Source organism: Lachnospira multipara ATCC 19207, assembly GCF_000424105.1.
Lineage (GTDB): Bacteria > Bacillota > Clostridia > Lachnospirales > Lachnospiraceae > Lachnospira > Lachnospira multipara.
The window spans coordinates 166,862-185,045 of record NZ_AUJG01000002.1 but is presented as its reverse complement, the minus strand read 5'-3'; the positions used below and the strand labels follow the sequence as shown (position 1 = coordinate 185,045).

19 protein-coding genes are annotated in these 18,184 nt (G+C 35.9%); 1 reads left to right on the top strand and 18 read right to left on the bottom strand.

Annotated features, from left to right (window positions below; genetic code table 11):
- Positions 1-37: 37 nt before the first annotated feature.
- From coaBC to mtaB, 3 genes are read right to left on the bottom strand one after another with little or no spacing between them, the layout of a single operon-like run.
- Positions 38-1,231, bottom strand: a complete 1,194-nt coding sequence (coaBC, locus tag G600_RS0103265; protein WP_027430649.1) for a bifunctional phosphopantothenoylcysteine decarboxylase/phosphopantothenate--cysteine ligase CoaBC — start codon at positions 1,229-1,231, stop codon at positions 38-40.
- A 9-nt stretch (positions 1,232-1,240) separates the two neighbouring features.
- Positions 1,241-2,026, bottom strand: a complete 786-nt coding sequence (locus G600_RS0103260; RefSeq protein WP_027430648.1) for a type III pantothenate kinase — start codon at positions 2,024-2,026, stop codon at positions 1,241-1,243.
- A gap of 29 nt (positions 2,027-2,055) precedes the next feature.
- Complete coding sequence (gene mtaB / locus G600_RS0103255) at positions 2,056-3,474, bottom strand: tRNA (N(6)-L-threonylcarbamoyladenosine(37)-C(2))-methylthiotransferase MtaB (protein ID WP_027430647.1); 1,419 nt, start codon at positions 3,472-3,474, stop codon at positions 2,056-2,058.
- Between the two features lie 158 nt (positions 3,475-3,632).
- On the opposite strand from mtaB, the gene G600_RS0103250 reads away from it, so the two are divergent.
- Complete coding sequence (locus G600_RS0103250; RefSeq protein ID WP_027430646.1) at positions 3,633-3,866, top strand: HPr family phosphocarrier protein; 234 nt, start codon at positions 3,633-3,635, stop codon at positions 3,864-3,866.
- 47 nt (positions 3,867-3,913) lie between these two features.
- Here the strand turns inward: G600_RS0103250 and thiI are convergent, their stop codons facing one another.
- The 15 genes from thiI to G600_RS0103175 all read right to left on the bottom strand — a co-directional run bounded on the left by thiI (position 3,914) and on the right by G600_RS0103175 (position 18,172).
- Positions 3,914-5,095 (bottom strand): tRNA uracil 4-sulfurtransferase ThiI, encoded by a 1,182-nt coding sequence (thiI, locus tag G600_RS0103245; protein ID WP_027430645.1) that lies wholly within the window; start codon positions 5,093-5,095, stop codon positions 3,914-3,916.
- A 48-nt stretch (positions 5,096-5,143) separates the two neighbouring features.
- Positions 5,144-6,301 (bottom strand): cysteine desulfurase family protein, encoded by a 1,158-nt coding sequence (locus G600_RS0103240; protein WP_027430644.1) that lies wholly within the window; start codon positions 6,299-6,301, stop codon positions 5,144-5,146.
- 63 nt (positions 6,302-6,364) lie between these two features.
- Positions 6,365-7,108 carry a 16S rRNA (uracil(1498)-N(3))-methyltransferase gene (locus G600_RS0103235; protein WP_027430643.1) on the bottom strand — a complete coding sequence of 248 codons (744 nt, stop codon included), beginning with the start codon at positions 7,106-7,108 and terminating at the stop codon, positions 6,365-6,367.
- 15 nt (positions 7,109-7,123) lie between these two features.
- Positions 7,124-8,083, bottom strand: coding sequence for a 50S ribosomal protein L11 methyltransferase (prmA, locus tag G600_RS0103230; RefSeq protein WP_027430642.1), 960 nt, complete (start codon positions 8,081-8,083; stop codon positions 7,124-7,126).
- 136 nt (positions 8,084-8,219) lie between these two features.
- Positions 8,220-9,605, bottom strand: coding sequence for an aminopeptidase (locus tag G600_RS0103225; protein ID WP_027430641.1), 1,386 nt, complete (start codon positions 9,603-9,605; stop codon positions 8,220-8,222).
- A 242-nt stretch (positions 9,606-9,847) separates the two neighbouring features.
- A complete protein-coding gene (locus G600_RS14925) occupies positions 9,848-11,041 on the bottom strand; it encodes a hypothetical protein (protein WP_051195340.1) in 1,194 nt (397 codons plus the stop codon).
- A gap of 358 nt (positions 11,042-11,399) precedes the next feature.
- Positions 11,400-11,552 (bottom strand): hypothetical protein, encoded by a 153-nt coding sequence (locus G600_RS15640; protein WP_155885931.1) that lies wholly within the window; start codon positions 11,550-11,552, stop codon positions 11,400-11,402.
- Between the two features lie 300 nt (positions 11,553-11,852).
- Positions 11,853-12,656: a hypothetical protein gene (locus G600_RS0103210; RefSeq protein ID WP_155885930.1), complete on the bottom strand. Its 804-nt coding sequence runs from the start codon at positions 12,654-12,656 to the stop codon at positions 11,853-11,855.
- Between the two features lie 11 nt (positions 12,657-12,667).
- Positions 12,668-12,994, bottom strand: a complete 327-nt coding sequence (locus G600_RS0103205; protein ID WP_027430639.1) for a hypothetical protein — start codon at positions 12,992-12,994, stop codon at positions 12,668-12,670.
- Positions 12,995-13,153: 159 nt separating this feature from the next.
- Positions 13,154-13,960, bottom strand: coding sequence for an N-acetylmuramoyl-L-alanine amidase (locus tag G600_RS13660; RefSeq protein ID WP_034245402.1), 807 nt, complete (start codon positions 13,958-13,960; stop codon positions 13,154-13,156).
- Positions 13,957-15,036, bottom strand: a complete 1,080-nt coding sequence (locus G600_RS0103195; protein ID WP_027430638.1) for a YARHG domain-containing protein — start codon at positions 15,034-15,036, stop codon at positions 13,957-13,959. The genes G600_RS13660 and G600_RS0103195 overlap by 4 nt, the downstream gene beginning before the upstream one ends.
- A gap of 152 nt (positions 15,037-15,188) precedes the next feature.
- Positions 15,189-15,665, bottom strand: a complete 477-nt coding sequence (locus G600_RS0103190; protein ID WP_027430637.1) for a pyridoxamine 5'-phosphate oxidase family protein — start codon at positions 15,663-15,665, stop codon at positions 15,189-15,191.
- Between the two features lie 149 nt (positions 15,666-15,814).
- Positions 15,815-16,231, bottom strand: a complete 417-nt coding sequence (locus G600_RS0103185; protein ID WP_027430636.1) for a DUF523 domain-containing protein — start codon at positions 16,229-16,231, stop codon at positions 15,815-15,817.
- A gap of 277 nt (positions 16,232-16,508) precedes the next feature.
- Positions 16,509-17,432, bottom strand: coding sequence for a SufB/SufD family protein (locus tag G600_RS0103180; RefSeq protein ID WP_027430635.1), 924 nt, complete (start codon positions 17,430-17,432; stop codon positions 16,509-16,511).
- Positions 17,432-18,172 (bottom strand): ABC transporter ATP-binding protein, encoded by a 741-nt coding sequence (locus G600_RS0103175; RefSeq protein WP_027430634.1) that lies wholly within the window; start codon positions 18,170-18,172, stop codon positions 17,432-17,434. The genes G600_RS0103180 and G600_RS0103175 overlap by 1 nt, the downstream gene beginning before the upstream one ends.
- Positions 18,173-18,184 lie beyond the last annotated feature (12 nt).

The window sequence follows — 18,184 nt, the reverse complement described above, 5'->3', positions numbered from 1 at the left end:
TCTACCCTATCTACCCTATTATTTTGAAAATGTATTTCTACTTTCTTAAAGTCATAATCTCATCAAGTAACTTAGACGCCACTTCTTCCTTAGACATAATCGGAAGTTCCTTAATATCTGACTTTGTAATAAATGTAACTACGTTAGTATCTGTACCAAAACCAGCGCCAGCTACTTTTAAATTGTTGCAAACTATCATATCGAGATTCTTCTTATCAAGCTTCTTTCTTGAGTTCTCAATTAAATTTTCTGTCTCCATTGAAAAACCGCAAAGGAAGAGCTTATCTGACTTGTTTGCTCCAAGACTAGCAAGTATGTCATCAGTTCTCTCTAGACTAATTGACATATCTCCGTCTTTTTTCTTAATCTTCTCATCTGCCACTGTATCTGGTCTGTAATCAGCCACTGCAGCAGCCTTAATAACAATATCAGCATCCTTAGCTTCTTCAACTACCGCCTCATACATATCTCTTGCTGAAACTACATCAATAGCATCTACAAAGCGAGGTTTATCTAGGCTTGTAGGACCTGAAATAAGTGTTACATTTGCACCACGCATCATAGCAACCTTAGCAATAGCATAACCCATCTTACCTGTGGAATTATTGGAAAGATATCTAACTGGATCGATTTTCTCTCTAGTTGGACCTGCAGTTACTACCACCTTAAGGCCTTCAAGGTCATGTGGCATTGCAATTTCGCGTAGGATATTATCCATTAAAACATCTTCTGATGCTAACTTGCCAATTCCCACATCATCACAAGCAAGTCTACCTGTGGCTGGTGTAATAAAATGTACACCATATCCCTTTAACTTAGCTATATTATCCTGAACAATTCTGTTAGTATACATATTAGTATTCATAGCTGGTGCCACATAAATTGGGCATTTAGCTGCAAGTAGAGTTGTAGTTAACATATCATCTGCAATTCCTGCTGCCATCTTGCCAATAACATTAGCGGAAGCAGGAGCCACAAGGAAAATGTCTGCCTTTTTAGCCAAAGATACATGCTCTACATTAAATTGGAAATTTCTATCAAATGTATCAACAATGCATTTATTACTTGTTAAAGTCTCAAATGCAATTGGATTAATAAAATTTGTAGCATTTTCTGTCATAATAACGTCAACATTGGCATGCTGTTTAACTAACATGCTTGCTAGGTTGGCTATCTTATAGGCCGCAATACTTCCTGTCACTCCAATTACTACATTCTTATTAGTTAACATAAAACTCTCCTAATCTACATTTTTATCATAAATAATTTTAAGTCCTTTAATTAAAAGCTCAGGATCTTCAATAATCTTCTCTTCACAATTAGGAATTACAACACTTGCAAGACCACCTGTAGCAACTACCTTAGCTTCTGGCTTTCCGTTCTTGCCAAAGCCAGCTTCACGAGTTAAACGGCGAATCATGCCATCAATACATGCAGCATTTCCATAAACAAGGCCAGACTTCATGCAATCTACAGTGTTCTTTGCGATTGACTTTTCCGGTGCCTCAAGGGAAATCTTAGGTAACTGTGCTGTTCTTGAAACTAGGGAATCATGAGATACTCTAATTCCTGGTAAAATCGCACCACCAATGTAATTAGCCTTCTCATCCACCACACTAATTGTTGTCGCTGTTCCAAGGTCAATAATAATAACCGGTGCGCCGTACTCATGAATTGCACCAACAGCATCAACGATTAAATCAGAACCTACTTGACGAGGCTGATCCATAAGGATGTTAAGGCCTGTCTTAATGCCAGGGCCAACGATCATAGGGACCACGCCAACTGTCTTAATTACTGCCTCTTTAATAATATTAACTAAAGATGGCACAACTGAGGAAATAATTGAACCCTTAATGTCCTCAGGCTTTATATTATATAATTCAAGAACCGTCTTAAAACCTATTGCATACTCAAGCTCCGTCTTTGATGGGTCTGTAGATAATCTCTCCTCAAAAATTACACGGTCATTATCCACGCATCCAACTACAATGTTAGTGTTACCCATGTCTATGGCAAGAATCATTCCTGCCTCATTCTTTCTAGTCTTCATATTTACTCTCCGATAATTGAGCAAAGAACTGTCTCGTTATCGCTCATTAAACTTTCTGCTTTAATTTTTACAATAGTATTAACTATTTTATCTTCACTTACTATAGAATAACCTTTAAATGCCTCTTTTTCAATAGCTACACGAATATAATTCTTAGTATAACCTGTATAATATTCCTTATCATCAATTGTAACTAGCTCCTCAATTAAGACATCAGCAAACTTAGTATTCTCAAGGAAATCCTTTCTATAAGCCAAAGAATTAACCTTTGTCATAAGTAAAAGTGAATTACTTCTCTTATTTTTATCCTTACCGTTTACCTGAGCCGGCATCTTATCAGCAACCGTACCCTTTCTTCTTGAGTATTTGAAAATGTGCATCTCATAAAAGTTTACCTTCTTTAGGTACTCATAAGTCTCATTAAAGTCCTCATCTGTCTCACCTGGGAAACCAACAATAATATCTGTTGTAAGGGCTGGTTTATCAAGGTATTTACGAAGTCTATTAACCCCCTCCATAAATTCCTTAGTATCGTATTTTCTATTCATAGCCTTTAGAGTCTTATCATTTCCACTTTGAAGGGATAGATGAAAATGTGGACAAAGCTTAGGCATTTTCGCAATTTCCTTAGCAAATTCCTCTGTAATTACTCTTGGCTCAAGTGAGGAAAGTCTGATTCTTTCAATTCCATCAATCTCATTGATAGCCTTAATTACATCAAGAAGGCCTATATGGGCTGTTGCATTTTCATTAGCAAGATAATCGTCGCTAGCTAGACCCTTGTCGCTTTCTTTCACAAAGTCGAGGCCGTAACTTGTAATGTGAATACCAGTTAAAACCACTTCCTTAAAGCCTTTAGCCGCCAAGCCCTTAACTTCCTCAACGATATCAGAAATCTGTCTACTTCTGATTCTTCCACGAACGTATGGAATAATACAGTAAGAACAGAACTGATTACAACCATCCTGAATCTTTATATAGGCTCTAGTATGCTCAGATACTGTCTCGATTGTAAGATTCTCATAATTTGAATCCTTATTTATATCATTCATGAAAACGTTGCAAGTGCTGTCCTTATAGTATTCCTCTAAGGCCTCAACAACGCTAAATTTTCTATTATTACCAATTACAATATCAACGCACTCGTCAGCAATAACTCCTGCGCTATCTGATTCAACGTAACAACCGCAGGCGATAACCACCGACTCTGGGTTCATTTTCTTAGCCTTATGAAGCATCTGACGAGACTTTCTATCGGCTATATTAGTAACGGAACAAGTATTGATTACATAGACATCAGCTAAAACATCCTCCTTAAAAGGGACAATCTCATAGCCCGCCTTTCTAAACAACTCTTCCATTGATTCTGTTTCATATGAATTAACCTTGCAACCAAGGCTATGTAATGCTACTTTTTTCACTAAATTCCTCTTTTCAAAAATGTATTCTCTATGTTATTGTTTTAACAACCCACAACTAAGTTAGAATCTATCTAGTCTCTAAAATAAATTTTACTAGTTGACAGTAAGATTTTTAGTAGCTAGAATGATTATATAAAATAATGTAGGAGGTAGACAAAATGAAGACTGTTCAGATTTCATTAAACTCTATTGATAAAGTTAAGTCTTTCGTTAATGATATCACTAAGTTCGATGTTGACTTTGATTTAGTTTCTGGTAGATACGTAATTGACGCTAAGTCAATCATGGGTATTTTCTCTCTTGACCTTTCAAAGCCAATCGACCTTAATATCCACGCAGAGAACGACATTGATACAATTCTTTCTGTATTAAAGCCATATATCGTTGAATAATATTATTAACTAAGCCCCGGCCCGTAAAGGCTGGGGCTTTTTTTACTTTATTCGCATACAATTTTTTCGACTGTGCTCATTGCTCTTTCATACATTTCGTCTATAACTTCATCTAAATTGTGTTCGTGTCTCTTAATTACACTTAAGTTTGGCTTTGTTACTGGATGTTTAGCAACAAAGATTGTACAGCAATCTTCGTAAGGTAAGATTGATGTCTCGTATGTTCCAATCTTTTCTGAGATATCAATGATATCCTGCTTATCAAAAGCGATAACTGGTCTAAATACTGGAAGTGTACAAACTTCGTTAGTACATGTAAGGCTGGCCATTGTCTGAGATGCAACCTGTCCGATTGACTCACCTGTTACTAAGCCGTTACAACCGCTCTGCTTTGCTAAGTCTTCTGAAATTTTCATCATTAAACGTCTCATAATGATTGTTAATTCGTCATGTGGACATTTTTCATAAATAGCTAATTGAATCTCAGTGAAATCTACTACGTTAAGTGTGATAGGACCTGCATACTTAGAAACGATCTTAGCAAGGTCAACAACCTTCTGCTTTGCACGTTCTGAAGTATATGGAGGTGCATGGAAATATGTTGCTTCGATTTCAACACCACGCTTTGCAACCATGTAAGCTGCAACTGGGCTATCAATACCGCCTGATAAAAGAACCATTGCCTTACCTGCAGTTCCGATTGGCATTCCGCCAGGACCAGGGATTTCAATTGAGTAAATGTTAATGATTTCTCTAATTTCAACCTGAACTAAAACTTCTGGATTATGTACATCAACCTTTGTTTCAGGGAAGGCTGTAAGAATAGCCTCACCTAAATCCATGTTGATTTCCATTGAAGTTTTTGGATAGTTCTTTCTTGCACGACGTGACTCTACCTTAAAAGTAAAGTTCTTATCTTCATAAGCCTTGCCAATATAGTCAACTACGTGAGCTGCTAAATCTTCAAAGCCATTATCTTCAATCTGAACTACAGGGCAGATTCCATGAATACCAAATACTCTTGAAAGTGCCTCAATAGTCTCATCATAATCATAAGAATCAGATAAAACCTTAGCATAGATTCTACCTTGTCTCTTAATAACATCAAATTCACCCTCTACATTTTTAAGAGCGTGCTTGATCTGTCTAACTAAAGCGTCTTCGAAAAGGTAACGGTTCTTACCCTTAACGCCAATTTCACCATACTTAATTAAAAAAGCCTTGTACATATTGTTTCCTTTCTTCTTAGTACTAAACTGCTAAAGCAGTTGCAACAATTATTTTCTAACAAATCTACGTAACTGAGGCACCAATGTATTTAAAACCTCAAGTGCATAATCAATTTCTTCAATGCTTGTTTCATAGTTAAAGCTAAATCTTATTGTTGAATCTAATAGGTTATTAGCAAGGCCAATAGCCACTAAAGTGTTGCTAAGACCTGGCTTGTTTGAAGAACAAGCTGAACCTGAAGATACGAAGATATTCTTTTCTTCAAGGGCATGAAGTAAAACTTCTGCTCTAACATCCTTAAAACTAGCTGAAACTATCTGAGGAGCTGACTCTCCGTCTCTCTTACTGTTAATCTGCACATCTTCCATTTTTTCAAGACCATCAATTAAATGATCCTTAACTTCGTAGAGATGTTCTATTTTCTTATCAAAATCACTATTATAGATAAGTTCAACAGCCTTTCCAAGACCTGCGATTGCTGGAACATTTTCAGTACCAGAACGCATACCCTTTTGCTGTCCGCCTCCGTAAATAATAGGCTTGATGCGAGTCTTGTCCTTTATATACAAAAATCCTGAACCCTTAGGGCCATGAATCTTGTGACCACTTACTGATAAAAGGTCGATGCCAAGCTTCTTTGGGTATATTCTAAACTTACCGTAAGACTGAATAGCATCCACATGATAAATAATATCTGGATTATATTCCTTAACGATACGTCCGATTTCTTCAATTGGCTCAATGGCACCAATTTCATTGTTAACGTGCATACAGCTAACTAAAATTGTTTCCTCATCAAGAGCTTCCTTTAAAGCCTCTAAATCCACAATACCCTCTGAGTTTACAGGGAGGTAAGTTACTCTAAAGCCCTCTCTTTCAAGAAAATTGAAAGGCTCCTTAACCGAGGCATGCTCAACTGAGCTTACAATTAAGTGATTGCCCTTACGCTTATTAGCCATGGCAGTTCCTATAATTGCTGTATTGTTAGATTCTGTTCCACCTGATGTGAAAAGAATCTCTTTATCTAATACTTTAAGGCTCTTAGCAATGATGCTTGCTGCTTCCTTAACGTAGCTTTCAGCCTCCACACCCTTTATATGCTTAGCTGATGGGTTACCGTAGTTAACCTGCATGGCCTCAATCATAATCTGCACAACAGGATCTGCTGTACGTGTAGTTGCTGAATTATCTAAATACGCTTCCATTTTTCACACTCCAAATCTCGTAACTATCTAATATCGCGATTAAATATTTCTTAAAAAATGTCTTTATTCTTCAAAATTATACATAAGCACGCTCATAAGCATAAGGCCTGCAGTTTCAGTTCTAAGAATTCTCTTACCAAGAGTAACAATCTCACAACCTGCCTCAATAGCCCTATCAAGCTCATCTCTATCAAAGCCGCCTTCAGGACCTATAAAAATGCCCACCTTATCACCAGGCTTTATAGAATTAACCACATCCTTAGTATGTGCCATTCCATCAGCACATTCGTAAGGAAGTATTAACTTATCAAGCTTTCCAGCTTCTTTTAGTGCCTCTGTAAAAGACATTGGTGATTCCACCTTAGGAATAATGCTTCTTTTACTCTGCTTAGCAGCACTTAAAGAAATCTCATTCCATCGTTTTATTTTATTGTCTGCCTTCTTTTTGTCAAGCTTAACGATGCATCTTTTCATAGATACAGGGTAAAAGCCAGTCATACCGAGTTCGACACATTTTTGAATAATAAGTTCCATCTTATCTTGCTTAGGTAAACCCTGAAAGAGATAAACCTCAATTGGAAGTTCATTAGTCTTCTCACGTTTCTCCTTAATTGTTACCCTTACAAGCTCATCTGATAGGCTATCAATAAGGCAAGAATAATCAAGATTATCTCCTGTACTAACTAAAACCTCGTCGCCCGTCTTTAGTCGCAGTACATTTTTAATATGATTAACATCTCCGCCAACTATATCAATATAGCCTTCCTCTTCAAATGTGTTCTCATGTTCTGCAAAAAAATGATACATAGTCTACACCAACCTTTAGTTTGCTCTTCTTGCTGTAACATTTACCCATTCACCATCATGGTTAACTTCAACGATTTCAAGGTGAGGATTCTTCTTAAATGCAGTAACAACCTCTTCTTCCTTGCTATCGATGATACCTGATGTAATGAAGTAAGCGCCAACTTTCATATGCTCGTGAATGCATGTTGAGAGAGGTTCAAGTACATCTGCTAAAATGTTAGCGCAGACGATATCGTACTTCTCGTAACCGCAAGCATCCTTAATTGCCTTGTCATCAATAATATTACCTTCAATGACCTCTAACTGGCTGTGAGAAATGTCATTCTGGTCTGCATTTTCATGACTTGCAATAATAGCATTAGGATCAAGATCTGTTCCAAAGGCATGACCTGCGCCATACTTAAGAGCAACTACTGATAAGATACCGCTACCACAGCCTACATCTAAAACTTCGTCCCCTGACTTAACATACTTTTGAAGCTGTCTAATTACAAGACGAGTTGTTTCGTGGGAACCTGTACCAAAGGCAGTTCCTGGATCTATTGAAAGAATAGGATGTCCCTTCATCTCTTCAGTTACCTCTTCCCAAGTTGGCTTAATGTAGAGGTCGCCGATGTTAAAGGTATGCCAGTACTGCTTCCAGTTGTTAATCCAATCCTTATCCTCTGTCTCTGATTCAGTGATTGTACCTTCACCTACATTACAAAAGATACGTAGGCTCTCGATTTCATCCTTAACTTTATCTAAGATTGTATGGTCATCATCCTCTGAGTCAAGATAGAAGTTAACAACTGCGCTTCCATCGTCTTCTGGCAAATCTGGAATAAAATCAACAAACATAGATTTAGCCTCTTCCTTAGTTAACTGAACATTGTCACAGATTTCAATTCCTTCAATTCCAAGTTCTGATAAAGAAGCACTGATTAAATCCACCGCTTCAGTTGTAGTTTTTATTGAATATTTATTCCACTTCATCCTTATTTCTCCATTTCTTTTTATTACATAAAAACTACAAGCCCCAATAAAATCTATTTAAAGTAAATAGTATCAGGGCTTGTATTATTTTAAGCTATCTAATTTTAACCTAAAGATAAGTATATATCAAGTGATTTTAAGCATCCTTTAAGAAGGCTTCATAACACTTAAGAGCTTCCCAAAGGTCAGCCTTTGAAATAATCTCGTGTGGAGCATGCATATTAAGAACTGCAATACCACTATCGATTACGTTCATATCGAGGTTAGCTAAGATGTAAGCGATTGTTCCGCCGCCACCTGCATCTACCTTACCAAGTTCAGCTGTCTGGAAGTTAACCTTGTTATCATCGCAAATCTTTCTAATCTTAGCAACGTACTCTGCTGAAGCATCGTTAGAACCTGACTTACCACGAGCGCCTGTGTACTTATTAAATACAACACCACGTCCAAAGAAAGCTGAGTTCTTCTTCTCAAATACAGAAGCATAGTTTGGATCAAAGGCAGCTGAAACATCAGAGCTTAACATAAATGAGTTAGCAAGTGCTCTTCTAAGTTTAAGATCTGAATAATCTCCGCATCTATCCATAAGTTCAGCAACCATATTTTCAAAGAACTTAGACTGCATACCTGTAGCACCTACAGATCCGATTTCTTCCTTATCAACAAGGATACAAACACCAGTCTTCTTTAAGTTCTGTGAGTTAAATAAAGCGATGAGTGATGGGTAAGAACAAGACTTATCATCATGACCGTAACCCATAATCATTGATCTATCTAAACCGTAATCTCTAGCAGGACCTGCTGGAACCATTGTAAGTTCAGCTGATAAGAAGTCCTCTTCTTCAATGTTGTACTTTTCCTTAAGGATATTTAAGATATTCTTCTTAACTAATTCCTTCTCGTCTTCTTCGCCTTCAGCTGGCATGCTACCAACTAAAACATCAAGCTGTTCACCTTCAACGACCTTACTACCCTTCTTTTCCATCTGCTCAGCAGCTAAATGGATAAGTAAGTCAGATACACCAAGAACTGGGTCAGATGGATCTTCACCAACAGTAACATCAATTACTGAACCGTCCTTTAATGCAACTACACCGTGAAGTGCAAGAGGTGTTGCAACCCACTGATACTTCTTAACACCGCCATAGTAGTGAGTATCAAGTAAAACAAGTTCTGTATCTTCATATAATGGGTTCTGCTTAATATCAAGTCTTGGTGAATCAATATGAGCACCTAAAATGTTCATACCATTCTCAATTGGCTCTTCACCGATGTTAAATAACACGATAGCCTTCTTCATATTAACTGCATAAACCTTATCGCCAGCCTTTAAAGTCTTGCCAGCCTTAATAACTTCATTTAAATCTTCATAACCAGCTGCCTTAGCGAGCTTAACAGATTCTGTTACGCACTCTCTTTCTACCTTAGCCTTGCTAATGAACTGTCTGTAATCTTCTGCAAAATCAAAAACAGCTTTCTTAGTAGCAGCATCGTATGTCTTCCAAGCATTAGCTCTTTCCATAATCAATTTCCTCCTAGTTCCAATCCCAAAAAGGATCTAAATGTGTTTTGAAAAAAATTCAATCAAGCATTCTTGCTTAAATTGAAAGTTATAATCACTAAAAATCATAACGTATACAAGTTTACTATTGAATTTTTAACTTGTAAAGTCAGCTTTAGTATATATTAATTAGTATCTACTAACTAATGTAAGACAAAACACATCTATTGTCCAATTAAGATTTTCTAAACTAATAAGAAAATTTACAAAACAAGATCTACATGACTTATTGTACCCACAGCCCCAGTACTTTCCTTTAAATAGACACCAGTCTTCTTAATTTCTGCATTTAGATTGTTACTTGCATCCTTTAAGCTAAACTGACTATTTGCGCTATCAAGATAAATTGCCCCCACATCTGCCTTCTTTAAATCAATAAGCAAATCTCTTCCTTCACTATCCTTTGTCCAGACCTTAAGCTTGTTAAATACGGAATCATTTTCATCAATCCAGCCATTGCCATCTTCATCGTATACGTCTAAATCCTTAAAGCCATCCCCTGACTTTGTGCCAAAAAGCTCGGAACCATCGTTAATTACGCCATCGTTATTTTTATCCAAGGCTAAAAATCCCGAACCTTCCCCTGCAAAGGAAATGCTCTCTTCATCCCCATCTGCATCCAAATCAAAGAAAAACTTCTGGTCAGAAACGCTAGTAATATTGCTATCTAAGTTGATCACAAGAGGATCCATCTTAATGTAATCCTTAACCTCTAGCATGTTAGTCTCTGCCATAAAAGCCCTAGACATGCTAAGTTCTAAGTTAAAGTCAATGGATCTACCGTCTGCCGTCACCACTTTTCCTGTGCTTGAAAATGTAGTGCTTTCCTGTTCTGAAACAAAACCTGTACTTGCTGTGATTTTCTGTCTGGCTGTACCATTGCTAACCCCTCTATTTTCAGAAGAGCTAATAACTAGTCCTGTCACTGAAGTTGAGGATGAAAATGCATTGCTAGAACTAGTGGCAAGTCCTGCCGCCACGTTTTTCTTAGAATTTCCTGAAGGCATTGCATTTTCATAATTACGCAAAAAATCCTTACTTACCTTCTTTCCTGCAAGGGTCGCTAAAATCTCCTTAATCATCTTAATCTTCATATCTAGCTCATCGCTAATCTGATATTGATTAGAGTTTTTGTTAGCCTTTAGGAGTTTAGCAAGAGAATTAAGATTTCTTGCTTCATTTTCCTCTCTATGCTTCTTTTCGTTTTCTTTCTCCTGTTTTTGGTAACTTAGCATGGCTTCCTTCATGGTCATGCCCTTAGATTCTTTTGATAAATCAAGAATGGCAATAACTGCCCCTTTAGATGCCGCAACATCCATACTTACAGACTCTTTATAACTGTAATAGCTCTCTTCATGTGTTGTGGCAAAAGAAATTACACTGCTTTCAACCTTCATAACGGACTCCTTTCCGTAAACGAGGGTAAATCCATTTACCCAATAAAAAAGTTTCTAGAAAAGCCTAGTAAGACTAATCTAGAAACTATATCGACAGGCTTTAGTAAAAACTTTAGCCCTAAATTATATTTTTTTGAAAATTATTAATTTTCAGACTTATATGAACTTACACCATCTATGCTAATATAGTAAAAATCAAGGTCTACAGAATTTGAATTCTCAAAAACCTGGTTATATATTTTTTCTTATTCGGACTTAGAAATTGGATTTTCGTAGTCGATACTGTTGCCGTTTAAGCCAACAAAATATACAGTGCCTGCATTTTCAACATCCACATTATCAGGATAATCAGTAGGCTCTATATCCTTGTCCAAGAATCGGCTGTTAAGACAAGTTTGTAACTATCTGTGTTCTCATCATACTTATAGGCATCGTATGGATTCATATCTCCATAACCCTGATTGTGATACCAAGGCAAGTAAGCTACGCCGTTATCGTTAAATGTAAACATAAAGCTATTCAAGCCTTCATCTATAAACTCTTCCTTATCTAAATCATATTCATAAACGCCACCCCATGCAGATACATATGCTGAATCATCCCAAGAAACAAGTCTAGGTTTCAGTTACAATTTCGATCTGACCTTGGCTAGTTGCCTCCCCTTCCTTTGTTTTATTCTCATTAGTTGAACACGCACTCATAAGTATGAGACAAGCAAGCGTAAATAGTAAAATATTTTACCAAACTAGTATAAGAGTTTTGGAAAATGAATGCAAGGTAAGGGAAGCCACGCAAAGCATTTATCTTTACATTAAACACTTCCTTCATCTGAAGCAACTTCTCCAATTTCATCTTCTTTACTCATACCACATGGTTGGGTATTATTTTTATCCTCCATTTTATGGTTTTTTAAATAGTAAATTTTATATTCTTCATTATTTTCTAAAATATCTTTTATATTAATTCGAATTATATTACTCGCATCTCTAATATGTTTTTCCTTACCACATAATAAATAACCATTATTTAGTTTTTTATATATGCATAATTCATCACCTTTATATTTAATTCTAATGTCAGAGTTTTCTATTGATTTTAAAACAAATAAACCATAATATAAGATAAAATCAACATAACTTATAAATATAACTATAATTATATAATCAAAAAACATTTGATTAAATTCAACATTATTAAAATCAATTTGATTAAATGTAATTTTAGGAATAATTGTTGAAAAAATACCAAATGTGCATAAAAAAATAGTAATAATAAATTCATCTGATGATCTTATTCTATACCATGTTTCAGAATTTATTATGTTGATAATTATGTTAATTATAACAGCAATAACCATTATAACAATACAAGAAATAATAATATCTTTATTATAATCTTTTTTAAATAATAATGAAATTAAAACATTAAGAAATAAAAGTGTAAAATATCTTAACGTATTATATGATTCTAGACTTTCACCTTCGTCTAATATATTTTTTAAATATGACTTTAAAAAACAGCTAAAAAATTTCGTAATATATATATTAAAAAGGCTTAACAAAAGCAAAACAACTTTCCAAAATACATCATTAGATAAAATTTTATTAATCATCATAATTTCTCCCTCTATTTTTTATACTTTTTTGTAATAACCAAACTATAAATTACCATAATTGCAATAGTCTCAAACATTACTCCCACCATTGAAAGAATAATATAGGGGTTATTATGTCCCATTAAAATTGGTAAACCCAGTAAATTAAATACCAAGCCATAGGCAATAAATAATAATCCTGTGGCTCTATTATAGCCTTTTACATCCTTAACCTCAAAAGGCTTTGAATTAGCCCAGAAACCTGCCGGTTTTTTTGAAAATATATCTATTATTCCTAACAACATAATTCCAAAACCAACAATAATCCATATGGTAAATCCAAGAACTTCCCCACTCATAATAACATCTCCTTTTTTCATAAATTTATTGTTCTTTTATATTGTTACACATAAAGATAATAAACTCAAACAAAATTAAGTTTTTTGTAAAAAAAATTACCGGTAGGATAATTTCCTACCGGTAATAAATAATTAATTAAATCTAACTAGACTAAAGTATTACAATCCTAAATAAGCATCAATTCCATTTGCAATACCATCTACAATCTTGTTCTGGTAAGCATCTGTGGACATCAAATAGTCCTCATTAGAATTTGTCATATAACCCATTTCAACAATAGTTACAGGGACTTGACACCAATTGATTCCACTCATTGTATCAGTCTCCCAAACGTATTCTTTTCTACATCCAGTAGCAGCAACTATTTTCTCTAACACATTTGTTGAAAGTGACTTGCTCTTAGAATAAAGGCTTGCGTTGTATGGATTTGAAGAGGTTTGGCAAATAGTCATAGCCCCATTAGCACTAGAATTAGTCGAACCGTTAGCATGGATTCTAATAAATGCGTCTGCATTTGCATCATTAGCAACCTTTGCTCGCTCGCTATTACTAATATTTACATCATTAGTAGTTCTAACCATAATGACCTCATAGCCACGACTCTCTAACTCAACTTGAAGCTTTAAAGAAACTGCTAAATTTAGTTCATATTCATAAAGTCCTGTAGAAACTCCACGAGTTCCACTAGAAACCTTGGCTTTCATTTCTGATGCACCAGGTCCTACAGGTTCTAAACTAGAATCGCCTTTAGCTTGGTGACCAGCATCAATAACTACCACGTAGCCATTCGTTGTGCTTTCCTCTTCAGTTGTAGTTTCTTCGACTACATTTTCAGTAACTGATTCTGTCTCTGCCTCAGTAGTTTCAGTAGTCTCATTTGCAGTATTCTTAGTAGAATTCCCGCAACCTAGTAAAATTGATGCAAAAATCACTGGTAAAAATACTAATTTTAAGTTCTTTATCATCTGTAGTTCATTTCCTCCTCGTAAGACACGATTGTATCTTTGTTCTTTAACTCAGTTTCAGTTAACATGTCGTCAGTGAAATCGTTTGGCTCAATTGTGCCTTTATACCATGATTTAGAGTCAAAATAGCTCTGAAGTGCTTCGTCATTGAATTTTCTTCCATGTCTTGCGTAAAGCTCGTTTCTTGCAATTCGAAGCTCTTCCTGAGTAAGTCCCACAAGATCTTCCTTTGTAAGTAAACGTGTGTCACTATCTGCAATAACATATTCTGAATTATCAGTAGATTCTGTCTCAGCTTCTGTGCTGCTTTCAGTCTCTTTATCCTTGTTCTTATTGCTCTTTGAACTTGTATTATTATCATCGCTAACTGTAGTTACCTGACTATTAGCACTATCTGACTTATCTTTATTAAAGAAATCCTTTGAGAAAAGTAAAGCAATAACCACTATGAGACATACAATTACAAGTCCCATAACTGTGATTATAATCTTATTATTAGAGTTCTTCTCACCAGTTGGCTTTGGAGTCTTAGCTGGCTTAGGAGCCTTTGCAGCTTTAGCTTTCTTAACTGGAGCTACTGCCATATTTTGCATTGGATTAGCCTGATACGGCATCTGCTGGCCTTGATATGGCATCTGCTGGTATGGCATCTGCTGATTTTGCATCTGCTGACCCTGGTATGACATCTGCTGATTTTGCATCTGCTGGCCCTGCATATTTGGCATCTGATTTACTGGTGCATCCATCATCGGTGCCTGATTTTTAGTTTCTACAGCCTCACCCTCACCTGTAGAATTCATGTTAGTGTCTGTCATTTCCATAATCTTATCAGCTAAACCGCCAATATCTTCTGTGTTCATATTATCAACAGGAGTTTCGTTAACTGAAGCCTGCTGAATAATTTCAGGAGTTTCGTTAACTGAAGCTGACTGATTCATATCAGGAGTTTCGTTAACTCCTTGTGAAACATTTATCATTCCAAGCAGCTGTTCATCTACTCTTTTTACCGGAGTGCCACATTTAGGACAAAATTTGGCAGTATCTGGCAATTGGTTTCCACATTTTCTGCAAAACATACTTTGCACCTCCAAAATATTCATTGTTGTTTAACTCAAACTTACTTGATTATACTTTCATTTTAAAAATTTCTCAAGTCCAATCAATGATGCCACCAAACTCAATTATATTAGTGTAACCAATTCTAGCTAGCTTACTTGAAGCCTGCTTACTACGATTCGTTAACAAGCTTACCAGTTATATGCTCAGGCACTAGCTCTAAGCACTGTACCCTTGAGAATGCAGCCTTCATTTCCTTTTCAAGATATTCATTGTCATCTGTAAATTTCTTTACAATCTCAGTACAAACCTTTCTAGCAGTTTCCTCATCTTCCACAAGTCTGATTTTTCCAAAAACAATAACGCTCTTTATATTAAGGGCCCAATCGCCTTCTTTTCTATAGCCCTCATCATAGACGCAAAAACTAGCCTTCTCATAGGCCTTAATAGAATCAATCTTATGGCCTTCCTTAGCTCCATGAAAATATATCTTTCCATCCTCACTAGAATAGAAATGATTAATAGGCATTCCATAAGGATAACCGTCATCCCCAAGTAAAGATAAAACACCTCTTTTGGTATTCTTTAAAATCTCGATACACTCTTCATTTTCTAACTGCTGTTTAAATCTTCTCATTTTTCTAAACATAACAAAACTCCTTACCTAAAAATTACTTTCTCACCTTCTAAGACCTAACGGTAAAGAAATGATGTTATTCCCGCAACCCGGTGGCTGTGGGCACCAATATATAACTAACCTAAGTTTAATCAAAGCATATGATTATAGCAAGTAATTTTTTATAAATCCTTCACATCCATATACTTTATCTTGTGTTCTTTTAGAAGCTGCACAAAGACACCATCTCCAGGAATTAATCTTTTTGAAAATGTACCATCATATATAGTATCTGGTCCACATGAAGGACTTCTAGACTGTAAAATTACAAGCTCTGCTCTAGAACTTAAAACCTTTTCAAGGGCTATATGCGATCCTTCTCTAAATTCCTTATCTACTGAGATTCCATCCTTGTGACGAACTACACCATTAACAATTTCTGATGGATCTCTAGGTGTCGGAAGTCCACCAAAAACTTCAGGACAGACAGGAATTACCTCATGTCCCTTTATATATTCTAAAACTTTTTCGTTTCTATTATTTCCACCATTGTATTTACAATTCTTTCCTAATAGACAAGCACTAACCGCAATAACCATAAAATACTCCCTTCTTTTTCTAGTCCTTATTATACAAAAATAATTGCAATAAAAAAAGGCCAGCAAAAGCTGACCAAAATATTATAAAAAAATTAGAGACGAAACCCAAAGGGTAAGTCTCTAATCCTTTACGATGTGATATGTTATTGTTCTTCATTATTATATTTAAGAAAATCTATTGCTCTCAATAAACAGTTTATTTCATTATATCAAGAATTCTTTTATACAAATCACATATTGATTGTTATCTAATTATTATCTAATCAATATCCAATTACTATCTTAAGAAACCAGCAACAATCTGCTCTTCTGCCTCTTCTTCAGTAAGACCAAGAGTCATAAGCTTTGTTAACTGATCACCAGCAATCTTACCAATGGCAGCTTCATGAATAAGTGCAGCATCAACATTTTTCGCATCAAGCTTTGGAATAGCAACAACGTGAGCATTACCCATAATAATTGCATCACAAGCTGCATGACCGTTACATGCTGTATTACCTTCAATTGAAACTTCGAAAATCTGCTCAGAATCGTCCTTTGCAACAGAACGAGAAACTACATCAGCAGATGAACCTTCACCATTTAAAACAACCTTATAATCTGATGTTGCCTTCTGCTCACCATGAGTCATTAAAGCCTCATGAATAAGGAGTGTAGCACCAGCCTTAAGTTCAGCATAGTTAGTACGAACAGTAGAGTCAACACCCTTAACCTGTACCATCTCCATCTCAACGTAGCTGCCCTCTTCCTGATAAACATTCGTAACAGGATTAAGGACACGTGAGCCCTTGCCATCGCCTTCACCGTAGTGCTTTTCAACATACTTAACTCTAGCATTCTTTTCAACGTGTAAAGAATGGATACCATCGTGCTCAGAATCCTGATCACCACAGTTTGAAATACCGCAACCTGCAACAATAGTTACATCTGCGCCTTCACCAATGTAGAAATCATTGTAAACCATTTCCTTAAGGCCACTCTCAGTTAAAACAACTGGGATATGTACGCTTTCGCCCTTAGTACCTGGCTTAATAATAATATCAATACCTGGCTTATCTTTCTTTGTTACAATATCAATATTAGCAGTTGTATTTCTAGCAGCGCTCTCACCGTTAGCTCTAATATTATAAGCCCCCTGTGGAATGCTGTCTAAATTAGCAACTTCATGTAAAATGTTCTTCTGAATAGCATTAATCTCCATTACTTATCACCTCCTAATTTCTCACATGCAATACTAGCTGCAGCAGGTGTACCAAGTAATTCAGGTAAAATCTCGTCCTTTGAACCCTTCTTCTTAACCTTACCATTTTCAATAACAACGATTTCATCGGCAATGTTTAAGATACGTTCCTGATGGGAAATAACAATAATTGTACCCTTGATTTCCTGTCTCATATTTTCAAAAACTTTTATAAGGTTCTGGAAACTCCAAAGATCAATACCAGCTTCTGGCTCATCAAAGATTGAAAGCTTTGTTCCTCTTGCAAGAACTGTAGCAATTTCAATACGCTTTAATTCACCACCGGATAGAGATGCATTTACCTCACGATTAACATAGTCCTTAGCACATAAGCCTACCTTTGAAAGGTACTCACATGCCTCAATTGTAGTAATCTTCTCGCCTGCAGCAAGTCTAAGTAAGTCTACAACTCTGATTCCTTTAAAATGTACTGGTGCCTGGAAGGCAAAACTAATACCCTTCTTTGCTCTCTCAGTGATATTAAGATTTGAAATATCTTCACCATCTAAAATAATCTTACCTGATGTAAGAGTGTTCACACCCATAATAAGCTTGGCAAGAGTTGACTTACCGCCGCCGTTAGGTCCTGTAATTACGATAAATTTACCATCCTCAACTGTTAGGTCTAAGTGGTCAATAATTTCTTTAGTCTTTTCCTTCTCATCTTCAACCTGATAAGAAAGATCTTTAATCTCTAACATAACATTTACTCC